This window comes from Archangium minus, from assembly GCF_044360475.1.
Lineage (GTDB): Bacteria > Myxococcota > Myxococcia > Myxococcales > Myxococcaceae > Archangium > Archangium minus.
Window position 1 is genome coordinate 7193172 of record NZ_CP043494.1, and the last position, 20002, is coordinate 7213173.

General features: G+C 67.3%; 14 protein-coding genes. 8 read left to right on the forward strand and 6 right to left on the reverse strand.

Features of this window, described 5'->3' with window-relative positions; translation table 11 throughout:
• Positions 1-360: 360 nt before the first annotated feature.
• A complete protein-coding gene (locus F0U60_RS29145) occupies positions 361-3399 on the reverse strand; it encodes an error-prone DNA polymerase (RefSeq protein ID WP_395804437.1) in 3039 nt (1012 codons plus the stop codon).
• Positions 3400-3673: 274 nt separating this feature from the next.
• Here F0U60_RS29145 and F0U60_RS29150 point away from each other — a divergent pair, with 274 nt between their 5' ends.
• Positions 3674-4756, forward strand: coding sequence for a DUF3142 domain-containing protein (locus tag F0U60_RS29150; protein ID WP_395804439.1), 1083 nt, complete (start codon positions 3674-3676; stop codon positions 4754-4756).
• A 25-nt stretch (positions 4757-4781) separates the two neighbouring features.
• Positions 4782-6785, forward strand: coding sequence for a hypothetical protein (locus tag F0U60_RS29155; RefSeq protein WP_395804441.1), 2004 nt, complete (start codon positions 4782-4784; stop codon positions 6783-6785).
• A 9-nt stretch (positions 6786-6794) separates the two neighbouring features.
• Here the strand turns inward: F0U60_RS29155 and F0U60_RS29160 are convergent, their stop codons facing one another.
• A complete protein-coding gene (locus F0U60_RS29160) occupies positions 6795-7877 on the reverse strand; it encodes a phosphotransferase family protein (protein WP_395804442.1) in 1083 nt (360 codons plus the stop codon).
• Positions 7878-7915: 38 nt separating this feature from the next.
• On the reverse strand, positions 7916-8740 hold the full coding sequence (locus F0U60_RS29165) for an alpha/beta fold hydrolase (protein WP_395804444.1): 825 nt from the start codon (positions 8738-8740) through the stop codon (positions 7916-7918).
• A 111-nt stretch (positions 8741-8851) separates the two neighbouring features.
• On the opposite strand from F0U60_RS29165, the gene F0U60_RS29170 reads away from it, so the two are divergent.
• The 4 genes from F0U60_RS29170 (at position 8852) to F0U60_RS29185 (ending at position 12344) form a co-directional block, all read left to right on the forward strand.
• A complete protein-coding gene (locus F0U60_RS29170; RefSeq protein WP_395804446.1) occupies positions 8852-9328 on the forward strand; it encodes an NfeD family protein in 477 nt (158 codons plus the stop codon).
• Positions 9329-10396: an SPFH domain-containing protein gene (locus F0U60_RS29175; protein WP_395804448.1), complete on the forward strand. Its 1068-nt coding sequence runs from the start codon at positions 9329-9331 to the stop codon at positions 10394-10396.
• Positions 10397-10459: 63 nt separating this feature from the next.
• Entirely contained in the window at positions 10460-10657 is a 198-nt protein-coding gene (locus F0U60_RS29180) for a hypothetical protein (protein WP_395804450.1), read from the forward strand.
• 184 nt (positions 10658-10841) lie between these two features.
• Positions 10842-12344, forward strand: coding sequence for an ATP-binding cassette domain-containing protein (locus F0U60_RS29185; RefSeq protein WP_395804452.1), 1503 nt, complete (start codon positions 10842-10844; stop codon positions 12342-12344).
• A gap of 37 nt (positions 12345-12381) precedes the next feature.
• On the opposite strand, the gene F0U60_RS29190 is transcribed toward F0U60_RS29185, so the two are convergent.
• The 3 genes from F0U60_RS29190 to F0U60_RS29200 all read right to left on the reverse strand — a co-directional run bounded on the left by F0U60_RS29190 (position 12382) and on the right by F0U60_RS29200 (position 17456).
• Positions 12382-12888 (reverse strand): hypothetical protein, encoded by a 507-nt coding sequence (locus F0U60_RS29190; protein WP_395804454.1) that lies wholly within the window; start codon positions 12886-12888, stop codon positions 12382-12384.
• Positions 12870-13802, reverse strand: a complete 933-nt coding sequence (locus tag F0U60_RS29195) for a hypothetical protein (RefSeq protein WP_395804456.1) — start codon at positions 13800-13802, stop codon at positions 12870-12872. The genes F0U60_RS29190 and F0U60_RS29195 overlap by 19 nt, the downstream gene beginning before the upstream one ends.
• A gap of 234 nt (positions 13803-14036) precedes the next feature.
• Positions 14037-17456, reverse strand: coding sequence for a GMC family oxidoreductase N-terminal domain-containing protein (locus F0U60_RS29200; protein WP_395804458.1), 3420 nt, complete (start codon positions 17454-17456; stop codon positions 14037-14039).
• Between the two features lie 579 nt (positions 17457-18035).
• Here F0U60_RS29200 and F0U60_RS29205 point away from each other — a divergent pair.
• Positions 18036-19232 carry an alkaline phosphatase D family protein gene (locus F0U60_RS29205; RefSeq protein WP_395804460.1) on the forward strand — a complete coding sequence of 399 codons (1197 nt, stop codon included), beginning with the start codon at positions 18036-18038 and terminating at the stop codon, positions 19230-19232.
• Between the two features lie 6 nt (positions 19233-19238).
• A complete protein-coding gene (locus F0U60_RS29210; protein WP_395804462.1) occupies positions 19239-19994 on the forward strand; it encodes a hypothetical protein in 756 nt (251 codons plus the stop codon).
• Positions 19995-20002: the final 8 nt, after the last annotated feature.

Sequence of the window (20002 nt, forward strand, 5' to 3'; positions counted from 1 at the left end):
GGAGGTCTGGAACTGGTGGGATGCGTAGATGGCGTATACCGGCGCGAGAATGCTCACGAGGCCGACAACGGCCTTTACCTCCGTCGACGTCGGAGTGGTGCCAGGAAGGTAAACACGGCACCTCCGGCATGCGTCATAGCGAAGCGTCGACCAGTTCTCGGTATGGCATCCAGGCAATGCGTCGCGTAGGCGCTGGAAGAAGGAGTCCCAAACCTGGGAATCTGCCATGGCGGACTCTCGCGCGGCGATCAACCGCTGGAACGCCTCCGAGGCATCGTAACGGGGATCGTTGCCCTCAAGACCCGAGGGGTAGAAGCGATGCGCGAGCGCGATGAGCTCCTCAGACGTCACCCTCCAACACTACCCCGGGAGTGCGGAGGCGAGCGGCTCCAGTTGCTGCACCTTCACATTCGTGACCTTCCCTGTCTTCTCCAGGGTCCCCTGTCCCACCAGGAACAGCGCGCCGTGGATGTCCTTGCGGAATCGCGCGTACGCGTCCGGTGGCACAACCAGGTTCGCGATCCCCGTCTCGTCCTCGAGTGACAGGAAGCAGAACCCCTTCGCCGTCGGCGGCATCTGCCGGCAGATGAGCATCCCTCCCACTGCCACTCGGGCCCCCGCTCGCACCCGCTCCAGCCCCGCTGCTGTCACCGCGCCTCGCTTGCGCAGCACCGGCCGCAGCAGTTCCAGCGGGTGCTTCTCCAGCGACACGCCCACCGTCTCGAAGTCCTTGCTCACCCGCTCCGCCACGTTCATCTGCGGCAGCTCCACCGTCGTCCCGTCCATTGCCATCCCGAAGAACAGGTCCGTCTCTTCCAGCGGGCCCAGTGCCTGGATCTCCCACAGCGCGTCCCGCCGTGAGCCGCTGAGGCTCCCCAGCGCCCCCGACAGCGCCAGTCGCGCCAGTTCGTGCCGAGGCGCCCTCGTCCGCCGAGCCAGCTCTCCAATGCTCGCGTAGCGCACGCCCTGCCGCGCCGACTCCACCCGCCGTCCCGCTGCCTCCTGGAGCCCTCGCACCATCCGCAGGCCCAGCCGCAGCGCCCCGCCCTCCTCCATCGTGCAGTCCCACCCCGAGTAGTTCACGTCCACGCCCAGCACCTTCACGCCATGCCGCTGCGCATCCGCCACCAGCGTGTGCGGTGCGTAGAAGCCCATCGGCTGCGAGTTCAGCAGCGCCGCCGTGAACGCCGCCGGGTAGTGGCACTTCAGCCATGCCGAGGCATACGCCAGCAGCGCGAAGCTCGCCGAGTGGCTCTCCGGGAAGCCGTAGTGCGCGAACCCGCGGAACTGGCGGAACAGCGTGTCCACGTACTCGGGCGTGTACCCCCGTGCCACGCCGCCCTCCACGAAGCGCTTGTGGAACGGCCCCAGCCGCTCCTCCGCGCGCTTGTGAGACAGCGCCCGCCGCAGTCCGTCCGCCTCTGCTGGCGTGAAGCCCGCCACCGCCATCGCCAACTTCATCGCCTGCTCCTGGAAGAGCGGCACCCCCAGCGTCTTCTGCAGAATCCGCTTCACGTCCTCCGACGGGTACTCCACCGGCTCCCGCCCCTCGCGCCTTCGCAGGTACGGGTGCACCATGTCCCCCACGATCGGTCCCGGCCGGATGAGGGCAATCTCCACCACCAGATCGTAGAAGCACTGAGGCTTCAGCCTCGGCAGCATGTTCATCTGCGCCCGGCTCTCGATCTGGAACACCCCGATCGAGTCCGCGTTGCACAGCATCTCGTAGACGGCCGGGTCCTCCGCGGGAATCGTGGCCAGCGACAGCTCGCGCCCGTGGTGCTCTTTGATCAGCGCCAGGCACTTCGCCAGGGCCGTCAGCATCCCGAGCCCCAGCAGATCCACCTTCAGGACGCCCACCGCCTCCAGGTCGTCCTTCTCCCACTGCACCACCGTGCGGCCCTTCATCGCCGCGTTCTCCACGGGGATCATCTCCACCAGCGGCTCGCGGGTGATGACAAACCCGCCCACGTGGATGGAGAGGTGCCTCGGGAAGCCCTCGATCTCCGTCGCCAGCGCGAGCGTCTGCCTCACGCGCCGGTCATCCGCTGACAGCCCTACCTCCTTCAGCAGCTCCGGCCCCATCTCGCCGCCGTAGGAGCCCGCCGTCTTCGCCAGCCGGTCCACCTGGTCCAGCGACAGCCCAAGCGCCTTGCCCACCTCGCGCAGCGCCAGCCGCCCTCGGTAGCAGATGACCTCACACACCATCCCCGCTCGGTCCCGGCCGTGCTTCTCGTAGACGTACTGCAGCACCTCCTCGCGCCGCTCGTGCTCGAAGTCCACGTCGATGTCCGGCGGCTCCTTGCGCTCCATGCTCAGGAAGCGCTCGAAGAGCAGCCCCATTCGCACGGGATCAATCGCCGTGACGCCCAGCGCGTAGCAAACGGCCGAGTTCGCCGCGCTTCCCCGTCCCTGGCACAGAATCCCCCGCGAGCGCGCGAACCGGACGATGTCCCAGATGGCCAGGAAGTACCCCGCGAAGTCCAGGGCCGCGATGAGCTTTAGCTCGTGCTCGATCTGCTTCACCACCTCAGGCGGAACGCCTCCCGGGTAGCGCACCTGGAGCCCCTGGTACGTCAGCTCGCGCAGCCAGCTCGACGTCGACTGTCCCGGCGGCAGATCCTGCTCCGAGAAGTGGTAGCGCAGTCCGTCCAGCGTCGCGTGGCAGCGGCTTGCCAGCTCCAGCGTGCGCTCGAGCGCCTCCGGGCAGTCCGCGAACAGCCGCGCCATCTCCTCCGGCCCCTTCAGCGTCCGCTCCGCGTTGGGCAACCGTCGCGTCCCGAGCTGCCCCAGGGTTGTCTTGTACCGGATGGCCGTGAGCACGTCCTGCAGCGGCTGGCGGCTTCGGTCGTGCGTATGCACGTCGTTGTGCGCGCACAGAGGCGCTCCGAGGTCCCTCGCCAGAGCCTTCGTCTGCGCCACCCGCGCCTCATCTCCCGAGGACAGTGAGCGGGAGACGCCCACGTAGAAGCGCTCTGAGAAGGCCTCAGCCAGTGGCGCCACTCGCTCCACGGGCACCGGGTGCGGAAGCAGTGCCAGAAGGCCTTCGTTGCCCTCGGCCAGCTCGCGCCAGGGCAGGCCCGCCTCCCCCTTGGGGTGCAGCATCCGGCTCTTCGAGATGAGCCGGCTGAGGTTCGCGTAGCCCCTCGCGTCCTGCGCGTACAACACCACTCGCGGGCCATCCATCAGCGTCAGCTCGCTGGCCAGCAGGAACTTGATGCCCGCGTCCCTCGCCGCCAGGTGCGCCTTCACCGCCCCGTACAGCCCATCCGCATCCGCGAGCGCCACCGCGGCCAGTCCCCGCTCCGCAGCGGCCTGGATCAATTCCTCGGGGTGCGAGGCCCCGCGCAGAAACGAGAAGTTCGACCGGCAGACCAGCTCCGCGTACACGCCCGCCACCCTACTGAGCAGCCGTTCAGGCGGAAGGTCCGCCCCGGTAGGTATGTTCTGCCTACCCGCTGTGTCTCGTCACTTTGGAGGTGAGATCCAACCGCGTGACCTTCTCGTGAAGTGATCGCGCAGGCGGGAACCCGAGACGTCTGATCCAGACCCTCTCCCAGAGGGAGAGGGAGGATCGTTGCTCGTTGATGCGAAGGCGCTCGGGTGAATGTTCGATCGTTGATAAGGTCCGACCGTGTCCTCGATACCGCGACGCGCTTGGGGGTGGGTCTGCGTGCTCGTCCTCGTGCTCGGCCTCTCCTGCACGCGGGGAGACCCGTCGTCACCTCGCGCCCTCGCTCACGAAACGTACGTCTGGCAGCGTGACTGGAGCCCGGAGCTGGTCCAGGCCATCGCGGAGGCTCCTGCGGAGCTGGGTGCGCTCCGCGTGTTGGCTCGTGAGCGCTCGGGAGCCTCTCGGACTCCGGTGGATGTGGCGGTGGACGTGGAGGCCCTGGCACGCAGTGGCCGCGAGGTGGTGGCGGTGATGCGGGTGGACGGCACGGCTCCGCTTGAGGGCATTTCCCTTCAGGAGGTCGCCGCGCACGCAAGAGCCTGGCGGGCCAAGGGAGTTCGCGTCCGAGGCATCGAGCTCGATCATGACTGTGCCACCGCTGCGCTGGCTGATTACGCGGACTGGCTGGCGCGCGAGCGGACAGCGCTCGGGGATCTGGCGCTCTCCATCACGGCGCTGCCCACGTGGAGTACCTCGTCAGCGCTCACCCGTCTGGTCTCCATTCCCGACGGCATTGTCCTCCAGGTGCACGCCGTGCGCGCCCCCACGCTCTTCACGCCCGAGGAGGCCCGGGGCTTTATCGAAGCCTGGGCCCGCGCCACAGACCGCCCCTTCCTCGTGGCGCTCCCCACCTACCGCGTGCGGCTGCGCAGTGGGACGCGCCTGTCCGTGGAGCCGCAAGACGTGGCCCGCTTCCTCACCGAGCTGCGCGAGCGCCCCGTGAAAGGCGTCGCCGGTCTCATCTGGTTCCGGCTCGGCCACCGAGGGGATCCAGACGCCTGGAGCCTCCCCACGCTCGCGGCGGTGGTGCGAGGTGAATCTCTTGCCCCACAGTTCGTCTCCCGCCTGGTGGATGCAGGGGGAGGCGCTCTGGACATCGTTATCGAGAACACCGGCCGCGTGGATGCCGTGGCTCCCGCGCGCCTCTCCCTTTCCGGCAACCTCGAGGTCCTTGATGGCGTGGGTGGCTATACCCCGCAGGGGACCTCGCTCGTGGCGCGCACGCCTCCCCGCCTGCGCGTGGGCGAGCGCCGCGTCATTGGCTTCGTGCGGGGATCTGAGGTGACTCTTGCTGCTCCGTAGCGTATCGACATGCCTGGCTGTCTTGGTGCTGCTGACCCCGGTGCGCCGCGCGCGCGCCTGTGGCCCCGACTTCCCACCCGAGCTGCTGAGCGACCGGCTGGGGACGATGGCGGAGCTGCCAGACGGCGTCTTCATGCTCGAGGTGTCGCGGCTGATGCCCAAGCCGGCGGATGCCTTCCTCGTCGTTGAGAGCGTCCAAGAGCCAGAGGGGGCCCGGACAGGGGGCGGAGCCCGCGAGACGGCGCTGTACGAGTCCGGTGCGAAGGCCTTCCACACGGGGAACTGGCAAGAGGCCCGAGCCCGCTTTCTCGAAGTGCTCACACTGCCAATCGAGGAGCGCCGGCGCTTCTCCACCTTCGCAGCCTTCATGTTGGGACGAACAGCGGACTCAGCAACCGAGGCGCGGTTGCACTTCAGCCAGGTGCGTGAGCTGGTCCGCCAGGGTTTCGAGGATCCACTCGGCCTGGCGGTGGCGAGCCTGGGCGAGGAAGCACGGGTGCTCCTGAAGGAGGACGATGACGCGGGAGCCATCCGGCTCTACGTGGAACAAGCAGCCCACGGGAGCGTGAGCGGACAGGCCTCGCTGCTGTTCGTAGCCCGGATGCTCGCCCTCGACGAGGCACGCCTGAGAAAAGCACTGCGGGAGCCCCTGGCGCAGCGCCTGCTCACGACCTACGCCTGGACACGTGCGAAGGAGACGGTGTGGGTGGACGGCGAGGCGCAAAGCTCCCCGATGCCACGGCTGTTGGAAGCGCTCGCGGCGGTGCCTGGACTGGCGGGGGCGGACCGGCTCGCGGCGAGTGCCTGGCACTCGGGACGCTTCGATCTGGCCGAGCGCTTCGCCGGGCAGGAGAAGACCGCGCTGGACGCATGGGTCAGGGCGAAGCTGGCGCTGCGGCGTGGGGACCGGTCGTCGGCGGAGCAGTGCCTCGCGGAAGCCGCGCAGGGGTTCCCTGAGGCGGAAGACTGGTCGCGCATAGGGATCGACGAGCATCCCCGACGGCCACGGGCGCGAGTGGAGGGAGAGCGGGCCCTGCTCGAGCTCGCGCGAGGCGACTTCTACCCGGCGGCGGAGCACGCCCTGGCGAGCTGCTCCTGGCCGGATCTCGCCTACCTGGCCGAGCGCGTGCTGACGGTGGACGAGCTCCAGCGGCTCCTGCGGGCCCACGCCTCAGACCCAGCGGGCCGGTGCGCTCCCGAGCTCGCGTTCTTCCTGTGGAACGAGGCCCACGACAAGACGGACGCGGACCTGAACACGCGCCTGCGCGTGCTGCTCGGGCGGAGGCTGTTGCGGAACGGGCGTGGCCAGGAGGCGCTGGAGTTCTTCAGGGGCACGCGCTGGGAGGAGCCCGCGCGAAAGTACGTGGAGGCGCTCGACCGGGCCCAGTCGGCCTGGAGCGACGTGGATGAGGCGCAGGCGCTCTACTCCGCGGCGCAGCTCGCGCGCACCCAGGGCCTCGAGATCCTGGGGACCGAGGTCACACCGGACTGGGGCTTCATGGACGGACGGTTCGACCTGGATGCCTGGCACAAGGAATGGGAGCCGTACATCGAGCCCACCGCGGCGCGGAGCGTGCTGAAGGATGTTCCGGTCACCACGGAGGCCGAGAAGGTGCGATTCACCACCCACGCGCCGCCCCATCCGCTGCGCTTCCACTACCGCTCTACAGCAGCGGACCTGGCCGAGAAGGCCGCGGAGCTGGTGCCTCCCCGGAGCCAGGCCTACGCGGCGCTCCTCTGCCATGCCGCGCGGTTCGTCTCGAGCACCGACCCGGAGCGTGTCCAGCGGCTCTGGCGCACGTATGTGAAGCGGGGAGCCAACATCCCCGGGGTCTTTCAGTTTGGCCAGAGCTGCCCGGAGCCGGACTTCGAGCGGGTGCGAAACCAGAAGCTCACCCTGCAGTGGCCGGCTCGGCGGCTGAGCACGCTGGCAATGGTGGGAGGCGGGATGCTACTGCCCGTGGCGGGCGCCTTCTTCTTCGTGCGCCGCAGGCGGCGGGAGACGAAGAGCCAGGGCGGCGGACAGTAGCCCCAGCGCTCAGCGGATGCTTCCCGTCTCGATCGCCCGTGCAGCCGCGCGGCTGAGGACGCGTACCGCGACGATCATCGCCGCGAAGCGCTCGTCCTTCGTCAGGCCCTGCTTGAACCGGAAGTAGATCTGCTGGGCGATCACCGCCACCTTGAAGAGCGACAGCACGTAGTGGAACGCGATTCCACGCGTGTCCCGCCCGCTCTTCTGGGCGTACCGCGCCACCAGCTCCTCGCGAGTCAGGTTGCCCGGCAGCATCGTCAGTCCGAACGGCAACGCGAGCCGCTCCTCGGGGTCCGCGGCCTCGACCCAGTACGCCAGCGCCATCCCCAGGTCCGACAGCGGATCGCCGATCGTCGCCATCTCCCAGTCCAGCACCGCCCGGATGCTCGGGAGCCGCTCCGGATCCAACACCAGGTTGTCGTACTTGTAGTCATTGTGGATCAGCGTCGGCGCCAGCTCCGCCGGGAGATGTCCGGCCAGCCACTTCGCCACCTGCTCCATCTCGGGGATGTCGTCTGTCTTCGCCTTGCCATAGCGCTCCGTCCACCCCGCCACCTGCCGGCCCAAGTACCCCTCCGGCTTCCCGATCTCCCCCAGCCCCGCTGCGCGCCAATCCACCGCGTGCAGGTCGACCAGGTTGTCCACGAAGTTCTCCGACAACTTGCGCATCAGCTCCGGCGTGAGCTCCAGTCCCTTCGGAGGCTTCGCGCGGAGGATGACCCCGCTCACCCGCTCCATCACGTAGAAGGTGGCCCCCATGGGTGACTCGTTCTCGCCACAGAACACCAGCGGCCGAGGCACCTTCGGGAACACCGGCAGGAGCCCGCTGAGGATCCGGTACTCGCGCCCCATGTCGTGCCCGGCCTTGATCGCCTTCGCGCCAAAGGGCGGCCGGCGCAACACCAGCTCCTTCTCGCCCATACGCAGCAGGTACGTCAGGTTCGAGTGCCCGCCCGGGAACTGCTCCACCACCAGCGGCCCCGTCAGCCCCGGCACCTTCTCGGCCAGATACTTCTCCAGCCACGCGACATCCAGCTCCTCGCCCGGACGCACCGCCCTCGTCCGGTCCATCCAGTCTGGCGTGCTCATTCCGCCCTCCCCTTCTTTCGGACCGTGGTGCTCTGGATTCAACCCACCTGACGCGGCGTGGAGGACACCTCCTCCAGGAAGCTCACCAGCGCGGCGTTCATCAACTCCGGCTCCTCCACCGACGAGGTGTGCCCACCACGCGGCAGCTTCACCAGCTTCGAGCCCGCGATGGCCGCGTGAATGCGCTCGGCCTTGGCCGGCACCGTGGCCACGTCCTCCGCGCCCACCAGCACCAGCGTCGGCGTCTTGATGCGAGACAGCTCCTCGTACACCCCACGCCGGCGGATGACGCCGTTCACCGCGCGCCAGATGTCACGCCGATTTCCCATCAGCCGGCGCCGCCACTCGGCCCGCTCCTCCGAGCGTGCCGGATCCTCCAGGAACGTGCGGCCAAACATGATGCGCATCACCCGGTCCGCTACCAGCCTCAGCCCGAACCAGCGGGCGGTGAAGTTGAGCGCCTTGTAGCGCGGCACGTTCTGCTCCGGCTCGGGGTCCGCCGAGGTTTCCAACAGGATCAGCGAACGCAGCAGGTCCGGCCGCTGCACCGCCATCCGCATCCCCACGAAGCCGCCCATGGACAGCCCCGCGAAGTGGCACGGCCCCGCGCCCAGTTGCTCGATGAGGCCCACCGCGTCCGCGTACACCGTCTCCATATCCACGGTGTCCACCTTCCACACGTCACTCTGGCCCTGGCCCCGATGATCGTAGGCGATGCAGCGGTAGCGGTCCTTCAGCGCCGCCACCTGCTTGTCGAACATCCGGCAGTTCCACAGCAGGCCGTGACTGAACACGAGGGGCTCTCCCGAGCCGCCCGTGTCTTCGTAATAGAGGCGAGTACCGTTGACGTTCAGGAAGGGCATGTTGCACTCCAGGGTTGAGCGCTGTTCTACTCCGGAATGTCGGTCATGCGGCCACTGTTGTGGCGCCGAGCGTCGGCACGGTGGCAAGCTCCGGGTCAGACAGGAGCATTCATGGACATCCATGCCTGGCAATTGTGGATCCTCGCTGCCATCATCGCGGGCTCGCTGGAGATGGCCCTCCCGGGTTTCGTCATGCTCTGGTTCTGTGTGGGGGCGGTGGTCGCCAGCCTGGCAGCCGCGGTGGGGTTGGATATCAACGTCCAGCTCGCGCTCTTCACGCTCATCTCGGTGACGCTCTTCGCCGCGTCGCGCACCCTCTTCAAGAAAGCCTTCATGCGCAACGCGTCCACCGTGAAGACGGGTGTCGAGGCGATGGTGGGCCAGGAGGCCGTGGTCACCGAGTCCCTCGTTGAGGGGTACGGGGGCACGGTGCGCATCAACGGAGAGCTCTGGTCCGCACGCCCGCTCGGAGGCCCTGTGGCCGAGGGTGAGCGCGTCATCGTCGAGCAGGTGGAAGGTTTGAAGCTGTGGGTGCGGCGTCCCGCCGCGTCGCTGGAAGTTCCCTTGAAGAAGAAGGAAGGTCGTTAGATGGGTACCGCAATCTTCGTCATCCTCGCGGCGGCCGTGGGGTTCGCCCTCGTCAAGGGCCTGCGCATCGTGCCTCAGGCCAAGGTGATGGTGGTGGAGCGCCTGGGAAGGTTCCACCACGTGGCCAGCAGCGGGTTGAACATCCTCATCCCCTTCTTCGACTCGCCCCGCGCCATGGAGATGCGCGTGGACAACCGCTTCTTCCGCTCCTACCTGGTGGATCTGCGCGAGCAGGTCATGGGCTTCGATACCGTGCAGGTCATCACCCATGACAACGTCACCATGGAGGTGGGCTCGGTCATCTACTACCAGATCGTCGATCCGGCGAAGGCGCTCTACGCGGTGGAGAACCTGGCGCTAGCCATCGAGCAGCTCACGATGACGAACCTGCGCAACATCATGGGTGGGCTGACGTTGGATCAGACGCTCACCAGCCGCGAGACGGTCAACAGCAAGCTGCGCGCGGTGCTGGACGAGGCCACGGAGAAATGGGGCGTGAAGGTGACGCGCGTGGAGCTGCGCGAGATCGAGCCGCCCAACGCCATCAAGGAGGCCATGGCCAAGCAGATGACGGCCGAGCGCGAGCGCCGCGCCGAGGTCACCAAGGCAGAGGGTGACAAGGCGGCGGCCATCCTCTCCGCCGAAGGCGAGAAGATCTCGCGCATCCTGCGCGCCGAGGCCGAGCGCGACGCGGAGGTCGCCCGCGCCGAGGGTCGCAAGCGCGCCACGCTGCTGGATGCCGAGGCCAAGGCCGAGGCGACCCGGCTCGTCTTTGATGCCATCAACTCCGGAGGCGGTGCCACGCCCGAGGTGCTGGCGCTGCGCTACATGGAGACGCTGCAGGAGCTGGGCAAGGGCGACAACAAGATGTTCGTCCCCTACGAGGCCACGGCCGCGCTGGGCAGCATCGCGACACTCAAGGAGGTGTTCACCAAGGAGAACACTCCCCGGCCGCAGCCCGCCCCCAGCGCCGCGGCCCTGAGCGCCCAGGCCCTCACTCGCACCGTGAGCAACCAGCCGCCCGCCGTGCCGGTTCGCACCCGCCCGATCCTTCCCTCGGAGGAATAATCCTGGGGGCCGTCGCCGCGCGGCTCAGGTTCCCGATGAAGCTTCGGGAACCTTTCGCGGAACATGCTGCAGGCCTACACCGGGCCCTTGGCCAGCGAGGGTCCCGCCGTCCTTTACGTGGGGGTCCAGGAGGCGCTGCACAACATCGCCCTGGCGCTCCTGATGACCACGGTCTCCGCCATCGCCGCCTCTGTCGGTGCGTGGCGGCTCGCCCGGCAGGTGCAGGCCGCCGCCGCGTCCACCGTCGTACAGACTCGCTAGGGCCAGGCTTGTCAGGGATTGCGCGGGGGCCCGTCTAGGGTTAAAAGTTCCGAACCCTGAGTTTCGGGTCCCTCGCACACGAGGCTTCGTACTCCATTGAAGATCCACTCCTGAATCGTCAGCGCTGTCTCTCAGCCACCCACCGGGCCCCTCGTGCGTGCCCGGAACGATTCCGGAGTTCCTTGTGTCACTCGTTCGCGCCCACCGCGTCTCCTTCGCGTTTTCCGACGCCATTCCCCTCTTCTCCGATGCCGAGTTCCACCTGCCACCAGGTTGGTCCGGCCTCGTCGGTGCCAATGGGGCCGGCAAATCCACACTGCTGCGGCTGATCTCCGGCGAGCTCCAGCCCTCGGACGGACACCTCCGCTTCGAGCCGCCCTCGGCCCTCGTCCATCTCTGCCCACAACGGGTCGAGGAGATCACCCCCGACATCACCGCGCTCGCCGAGGCGTATGACTCGCGCTCCCGGCGGCTGCTCGGACAGCTCGCGTTGGATCCCACCGCCCTCGAGCGGTGGAGCACGCTCTCTCCCGGTGAGCGCAAGCGGTGGCAAATTGGCGCCGCCCTCGCGCGCGAGCCCGACGTGCTGCTGCTCGACGAGCCCACCAACCACCTCGACGCCGAGGCCCGGGAGTGGCTCATCTCCGCCCTGCGCCGCTTCCGGGGTGTGGGGGTGCTCGTCTCGCACGACCGGGAGCTGCTCGAGGCCCTCACCACTTCCACGCTGCGCGTCCACGCGGGCACGGTGCGGCTGTGGCCCGGCGCCTACTCCGCCGCCCGCGAGTCCTGGGAGGCGGAGCTGGAGGCCCGCCGAGCCACCCGGCAGCAGGCCCAGGAGGAGCACCGCCGGCTCCAGCAGCGGCTCGCGCAGACGCGACGGGAGCAGGAGGCCACCTCCGCGTCGCGCAACGCTGGCGCCCGCATGAGGGACAAATACGACAGCGACGCGCGCACCCTGGGCGCCAAGAACCTCGTGAGCTGGGCGGATGAGAAGCTCGGACGCGCCGTGACCAAGACCCGCCGCGAGGTCGAGCGCGCCGCCTCCGCCGTCGAGTCCATCGAGGTGGAGAAGACGCTCGGCCGCTCCATCTTCGTCGACTACGTCCGCCCACCCAACCCGCTGCTGTTCAGCCTCGACGTGCCCGGACTGCACGCGGGCGAGGTGGAGCTGTTCGGCCCGCTGCGGCTCGACGTACACCGGGATGCCCGTATCCGCATCGAGGGTCCCAATGGTGCCGGGAAGAGCACCTTGCTACGAGCCCTGCTCAGCCAGGCGCGCGTGCCACTGGAGCGCGTGCTGTACCTGCCGCAGGACGTGAGCGCGGAGGAGGCCGAGGAGGCGCTCGACTCGGTGCGCGAGCTACCTCCCGCGGAGAAGGGCCGTGTGCTGTCGCTGGTGGCGGCGCTCGGGGTGGAGCCGGATCGCCTGCTCGCCTCGGAGCAACCCTCTCCGGGCGAGGCGCGCAAGCTGCTCATCGCGCGGGGGCTCGGACAACATGCCTGGGCATTGGTGCTCGACGAGCCCACCAACCACCTGGATCTGCCATCCATCGAGCACCTGGAAGAAGCCCTACGCGACTACCCCGGAGCGCTGCTGATGGTGACGCATGACACCCACTTCGCGCGGCAGTGCACGACGGAGCGCTGGTGCGTGCGGGAGCGGCGCGTGGACGTCACCTCGGACTGAGATGCTCCCTCTCCCCTTGGGCTGAGGATTGCACACGCTAGGCAGGCGGGGGGGCGGCGGAAAGGAACTGGGCAAGGGAGAAGCCCGCGACGTAGTCGCGCAGCCGTTCGTAGCCGCGCCAGAGGACGAGCCAGCCCGGAGGGCGCTTCTGCGGGTTGGCCATGTAACCGCCCAGGGCGGCGATGAGCAGCAGGGCCTGACGAAGCGTCAGCGCCCCTTGCAAGGGCATGCGTGGAGAGAGTTGGGGTGCCATGGCTTGGAGCACTTGCACCTCGGCCGGAGCCAGCACTGCGTCGGCGGGCTCATCCGGGAGGGTACGGCTCAGGGTGCGCAGGCGCAGCAACTTGACGGAGGTCAGCAGGGTGAGGGCGAGCAGGTTCTCCAGGTGCTCGCGTGCCTCGTGCTGACGCCCCTCCAGTCGGCAGCCCGTCTTCAGGGCCTTGTGCAATTCCTCAATGCCCCACCTCTTCTGGTAGGCCGTCACTGCGCCCCAGGCCGCCTCCTCACTTTCAATGGGCGCGTTGCTCAGCAGCAGCCACTCCACGGCTTTCTGTCCCTGTGGCGGCGCCTCTTCGCGCACCAGTACGCCCCACACCCGCACCGGCTGCCCACCCTGGCGCCCGGGGGCAGCAGCGTGAGGGGGGCATAGCGCAGCGACAGCGTGGCGTCGCGTGCCGTGCGCGCCACCCTGTCGGCCCGGGCTGGCTGGGCCGACACGTGCAACGGCCGGCTGCCCACCACGGGTAACCCTTCCAGGGTGGCCCACAGCTTCCCCCCTTCCCCCTCCACTCGCCTGTCCTGGCCGGCGCGCACCAGCAGCTGAAAGCCCTCGCCGGTCGCGCGGGAGAGCAACTCGAAAATGTCTCCTTCGGCGTCGATGATGTGCAGCAGCCGCCCTGGCTCTCCCACGCGCTCTTCGGCCTCCACCAGGGCCCGCCACCACAAGACGCTCTCCTTCTGCTCGAAGGGCCGCTGCTTTCTGCTCTTGGCCTTGCCCCTTTGCGCGGCCGGGCGCTCCCAGGTGCACGCTCCCAGCACTCCAAAGGCGGCGCCGTCCGTCTGCACCACCAACGCCGTCTGCACGAAGAAGCCCTGACAGACGGGGTTGCCCACCTGTCCTACCCCGCTCATGGACAGGTGACTGAGTTCCACCTCGGTCCGGTCGTGCACGCACAGCGCCACTTCTCCCGCCAGCCCTTGTGCCACCGCCTTGCCCACTGTCTGGGCCGCCGGCTCCAGCAGCCTCTGGAAGCTGACGTCTTCATTCTCCACCATCCGGTAGGCCCCCATTCGCTCCGCCCGGCTGGTGCCCAATCGATTGAGGGTGACCCCAGGCTGCCCCTCCATCAGGTGAAGGGTGTGCAGCAGCCTGTCCCTCAGCCACACCTCGTCCTGGGGACCGAAACTCCCGGCCGGATAGAGAACCTCGTACGTCAGATACAATGCGGCAGCGTCCATGGGCTGCCTCCCTATCGGACCCTACCGCTCAAGTCATGCGCCTTCCTGCTTGCCCACCCCTTGCTCCCTCTCTCCCTCTGCGTGTGCATTCTTCAGCCCCTTGGGAGAGGGTTGGGGTGAGGGTATCCAGGTCCGTTCTTCAACCCATGGCCCTCCATGTGGACACGGTGTTCAACCCGGATTCACCCGCTACCCTCACCCCGTCCCTCTCCCGAAGGGAGAGGGAAATGGGGCTCACACCTTCTGCGTGGCCTCGAGGTGCTCGAGGATATGCGGGAACACGTCTCTCGCCGCGTTCTTGCCGAAGATGCAGTCGATGTGACCGTACTCGGGGATGAGCCGACGGGAGTACAGCGCCGGCCCGTTGGCCTTGACGAGCGCCTCGTAGGTCCGCTGTGTGCTCTCCGGCAGGAAGCACCCGTTGCGCTCACCATGAATGAAGCGGATGGGGAGGGCCATGCGCTTCAGGTGGGGACGGTACGTGTCCTTCTCCCGGGCATCGACAATATGGCCCGCGCGGATCATGTCCGCCAACCCGTCGAAGGCCTTGATGGTGGCCACACCGAACATCTCGTGCAGGGCGGCGTGCGTGGCCTGGTTGAGCTGCGCATGCTCGTACAGCAGCGAGTACATGAAGGTGATGCGGTGGCACACCGGGTTGTCGCACTCCTCGTCCGCATCCACGGGGTAGAGCTCCACCGCCTGGTTGTAGAGGCGCGACATCCACTCCGCCTTCGAGTCCGTGTAGGCCGTCATCGACTTGATGCCCAGCCGCTCGAGCAGGTTGGGCGTGTGCAACCCGGCCTTGAGCTCCACCAGCTTGGGGACCACGAACTCGGTGGAGATCTGCGAGCAAACCGCGGAGCGCACGCCCTGGAGCCCGCCCAGCAAGGCCATGCTGAAGGTGGTGGCACCGTAGCAGTGGGCCACCATCTGCACGGAGGGTACACCCGTCACCTCGAGCACCTTGGCCACTGCCGCCGGGTAGTCCTTCATCGCCACATCATCGGCGGAGTACTGGGTGTTGGCGGCGGGCACCAGGATGCTGGAGCGGTAGTCCAGCAGCCACACGTCGTAGCCGTTCGCGCACAGGTACTCGAGCAGGTTCGTCTCGATGGTGTCGATGGAGAAGATGCGGCTGGAGACGCCCAGACCATGGGAGAGGATGACGGGTCCCTTGGTGCCAGCCTGGTAGCGCGTGAGCAGCAACTCCACCCCGTCGCGGGCCTTGAACGGGAAGAGCTTGGGCGCCGGCGCACGCAGAGGGCGCTTCTTGCGCGGCGGCGCGTTGGGATCGAGCAGCGTGCCCTTCCCCACGGCCCCGCCGTAGTAGTCGTACACCACGCCCGCGAAGTAGCGGCCGAAGCGCACCGTGGCGGCCAGGCGCTCCTCGGGGTTTTTGGCGTTGGAGACCTCGAGCGTGCCCAGCTGCTTGATGAAGTCCTCCGGGGCGATCCGCAGCACGCCCTTGCCCACCACGGGCCCCGTGTCATTCACGCCCTCGTGAAGCGTGATGTAGAGCGTGGAGGTGTCGTGCCACACCTGCCAGATGGGGCCCTCGCGGACGACCTTGTAGCCGTAGAAGAAGAAGGTGCGTCCGTCCTGGGCGGTCAGCCGCATGCTGTACTTCATCAACCGCGTCTCGACGGACTCCCGATCCTCCACGAACAGGTTGAAGGTGCCGTCCGTCACCGTCAGCGGATGGGGCGAGAGCGCCGGCGCGTTCACTGTGCCCATCATGCGGGCCTCGTGCTCCGGCTCATCGATGAGCTTGTCCACATCATTGGACACGATGGTCAGCACGAACTCGAAGGTGGAGCCCTCCTGCGCTCCACGCTGCTCCGCGGCCTCGAACTCCTCGGGCCGGGTGGCCTTCCCTCCCTCGAGAGCGAGGTGGCCCTTCATCCGCTCGGTGAAGCGGATGCCGGGTGTCACCGGGACAGGCAGCTCGGAGATGGGCCCCTTGTACGAGTAGTCGATCTGCCAGCCGCGCTCCTCGCTGATGATCATCGCGCAGCGCTCAGCCAACGCGGAGATGGTCAGCAGCGGGTTGACGCCCAGGGAGGTGGGCACGATGGAACCATCGCAGACATACAGCCCGTCATAGGCCTCGGAGCCCTGCTCGGATGAGAACACGCGGCCGGTGTGATCCACCACGCCGGCCTCCGCCGAGTCCGCCATGACGCAGCCGCCCAGCGGATGGACGGAGATGAGCCGGTTGCCATGCATCTTGTTCCAGAGCGGGTTGCGCACCCCGATGCCCTTCAGCGCTCGGGTGGCCTCCGTCATGCGAGCGTCCACCTGCTGGAAGATGGCCTTGGTGCCCACCCCCGGCCAGAGGACCTGGAGCCGATCGTTCACCAGCTCCATCCGCCCATCCGCCCCATCATGCGCCATGACAAGGTACGTCTGGGTGTTGAGCATGGCACCGTGGCGAGGGCCATGCACCAGGGTGTCCGCCTCGCGGGCCTTCTGGGCGAGGTGCTGGTCCGGCGCGGTGTTGAGGCCGTGTAGATCCGCCACGGCCTCGAAGGCGGCGGGCAATATCTCTCCCAGGGCACCGGGGATGGAGCCCTCCTCGAGGATCATCCCGTCGCGCAGCTCGGGGGTGTCGCGCATGTCGACGATGCCGCTGATGCAGGGCCCCACCGGTGGCAGATCCTTCGCCGGGAGATTGCCCGAGCCGATGCCATGGATCTCCTGCTCGGTGTTGTAGCCGAACCCGAGCACGTCCCCGTTGCCACTGAAGGCGCGGCCCAGCCGCTCCGACATCTTCAGGCCGCGGGCTCGCGAGCGCATGAGGATCTCCGTGGACCCGAGCGTGCCCGCCGCGAGGATGACCAGCTCCGCGGTGACGAACAGGGTCGGCGCCTCGAACGCCTCGCGGCCCGTGCCCAGCACCTGGTAGTGAATCCGCCAGCGACCATCCTGGGCTCGCTCGATGTAACGCACGTCCACCGTGGTGAAGACCTCCGCCCCGTGACGCTTGGCGTCCGGCAGGTAGTTCATCAACACAGTGTTCTTCGAACCGTTGTTGCAGCCGGAGCAGCAATCACCGCACAGATTGCACCCCTTCTGCACCACGCCCGCTTCGTTAACACCATCCTGGAAGGTGACGTTGATGGCGGGGCGATAGAACTTCTGCCCCATGGCCTCGGCCGACTTCTGGAGGGCCTTCAGCTTGGGCAGGGCGGGAAGAGTGTCGGGGTACGGTTTGGCCCCCAGCATCCGCTCCGCGAGGTTGAAGCCATGCTCCAACCTCTTCATGCCCTCGGAGCGAAGGGCGGCCGGCCAGCTCGAATCCTCGAACACCCGAGGGTCTGGACGGATGGACACGTTGGCATTGATGAGCGAGGTCCCTCCCAGTCCACAGCCCACGAGCACGTTGATGTCATGGCCCAGATGCAGATTGAACAAGGCCGAGCGAGGACCCGTGCGGCCCTCGGGCTTCTCAATCTGGAGTTCGGCAGTCGCCTCCAGCGGTGTGTCTGGGAACTCGCCGGGCTGGAACTCCCGGCCGCGCTCCAGAACGCACACCTTCTGTCCCGCGCGGGCCAGGCGAGAAGCCGTGATGGCTCCTCCATAACCCGAGCCCACCACCACGACCGTGTAATGGCCCTGGATGTCCTCGATAGAAGACGAAATCCGATTCATCTGTATGGTTCCCCCCTGAAACGCAGCGACCGTGGGCCGCCTCTCTGCTGCACTGCATCTATCATGACAGGCTTGTCTTTTGTAGAGCCCTGCTCATTTCACCCCCGCCAAAATGGCGTAATAGAATTGCATCTCAGCCAGTGTGTCGTATCGGACACTTCCATCAGACTGGAGTACGAGATCGCTCCCTCCAACACAGCTTGGCTCCTCCGTGAGGGCATACGCACGGGGCGTACTTGTCAGGACTGAAGGGTTCTGTTAGTTATTACGCGTCGCGGCAGGACCCTTGTTGCATTCAAGGGGGGGGAAAATATGAGTGCAGAGGCCGTCCTGCGGTCGTGCGCTGCTGCGCCACCGGGACGATTACGAGTATGGCTGGGAGTTTTTGGCAGGACCTCGGCCCCATCCCTTGGATGGAGTCTAAATGGCGTTCCGCTGGCACCAGACGCTGTCCATACCGTGCGTCCTCTGGAGAGCGCACGTACGCCTGCGATGCTCAAAGAGAATCCTGGGCGTGCATTCAGTGGCGTCTTTGATCTCCCCCTTCCGCAGACGAGCAACGCCTCCCGAAGAGCCCGGGTGGAAGTCAGGCTCGACGGGGGCAACCCCATCTCCGCCGAGCTGCGCATCATGCCCCGGGAGGTTCCCGAGGGGCTGGATGCGTCCTTCAACGTGCTGCTCACCTCTTGCTTCCATTGGGAGGAGGACACGGGCGGCGTTGTGGGAAGAATGGTCGATGACATCCGGAAGGTCTACCAGCCGGATCTGGTGCTGGCCGCGGGCGATCAGGTCTACCTGGACCTGCCCACCCTGAAAAACTTTCAAGATGATCTGCCGTGGCTCGCCGATAAATTCGAGCAGGACTACCGCCGCAACTGGACCGAGGAGAGCGCCTACGCCCAGGTGCTGTCCGCAGGCCCCTTGCTCTGCATTCCAGACGACCACGACTACTGGAACAACTACCCGCTGCCCGCCCCCCACTTGCAGAACACGTGGAGCGAGGAAGGGCGCGGCCAGTGGGCGCTCGCCGCGCGCCGGATGTGCGAGGCCTTCCAGCACTACGACTCCACGCCGTTCGGGGCGCCGCTCCAGTTCGACGTGGAACCCCTCTCCTTTTTCATCGCGGATACCCGCACCTTCCGTACCCCGGACCTCAAGCACATGATGACGGAGGAGACCCTCCAGGCGCTCACGGCCTGGGTGTCTCACTGTGCCAAGCATGGACGGATTGGCATCTTCTCCACCGGGCAGTCGCTCCTCATGGAGAAGCCGAGCCTCTTCGGACGCACCACGGAGGACACCGAGCTCCCCAACTACGAGGACTTCGGCGTGTTGATGAAGGAGCTGGAGCGGCTCATGCGGGAGGCGGGAGACCTGCTGCTGCTCACCGGAGACGTGCACTGGGGCCGCGTCACCAGCCTGGTGCCAACGGATTCGCTCCTCAGCGGTCGGCAGGCCTATGAGGTCATCTCCTCCCCTTCTTCGCTGGTGACGACGGTTGGCTCGGACTTCTTCGCCCGGCTACGGCAGCGCTTCTCTGGCAATGCCTGGGAGCGACACCCCGAGGCGTGCGAGGCCCCTCCTCTCTTCGCCCCACCGGGACTGCAGAGCCGCTTCCAAGTCCACACCGAGCATCTCCAGCGTGGCAACCAGGTGTGCCTGCTGTCCTTCCAACGCCGGGGCGGCAACGTCGAAGTCACCCCGCGCTACTTCCCACTGGATCAGGGTGCGGCCCCCGTCACCGTCAAGCCCTTCCTCTTGCGCCACGGAGAGTGAGTCCTCATGTCTGGAATCCGCACGTCGAATGCCCAAACGCCCAACGGCAAGCTCCACGAGGAGCCCCGCGCCCACGGTCAGAGCAACCTCGCCTGGCTCGAGAAGTCCTTGGAGCAGCTCGAGGACAAGCAGCAAGGTGGACCCTCCCTGCTGCTCCTGGGGGGACGAGATCCCATCTCCTTCCGGCTCCGGGTGGCCCAATCGCACGTCCGGCATGATCTCACTCCGAGCCATTGGTCCCATGTGGTGCTCTTGGAGCGGGACGGGCGCGGGCTGTCCTCTGTCGAGGCGTGGGAAATCAGCCTCACCCCCACGCACGGCTTCGGGTACCCACCCAAGACCAACGGCATCCAGCGGATCGACCTCAACGACTACAAGAACGAGGAGCGCTACCCCAACGTGGCGCTGGTGAACGTGCCGCTGGAGCTGCACAAGGTGAAGACGGCCCGGGAGCGCTTCATGCGCCAGCGGGCGGTGGTGGATGCGGTCGGGCTCGTCACCGAGTGGCTCCCTTACATCTGGGGAGTTGGCCGCAGCATCAACCCGCTGCTGGAGGGCCACGGACTTCCGTGTGCCGCCATGGTGGAGGTCATCCTCGGCGCCGCGGGCTTCGAGCTCACCCCCAACGTGGCCAGCCGCTCCAGCAGTCCCGAGGCCATCTGGCAATCCGCGCGGTGGTGGCACGACTACCACGGCAGCGACTCGCGCCCACCGCTGATGGGCGCCTACCACACCTCTCACACGCTGTGCACAGCGGACTAGCGCCGCAA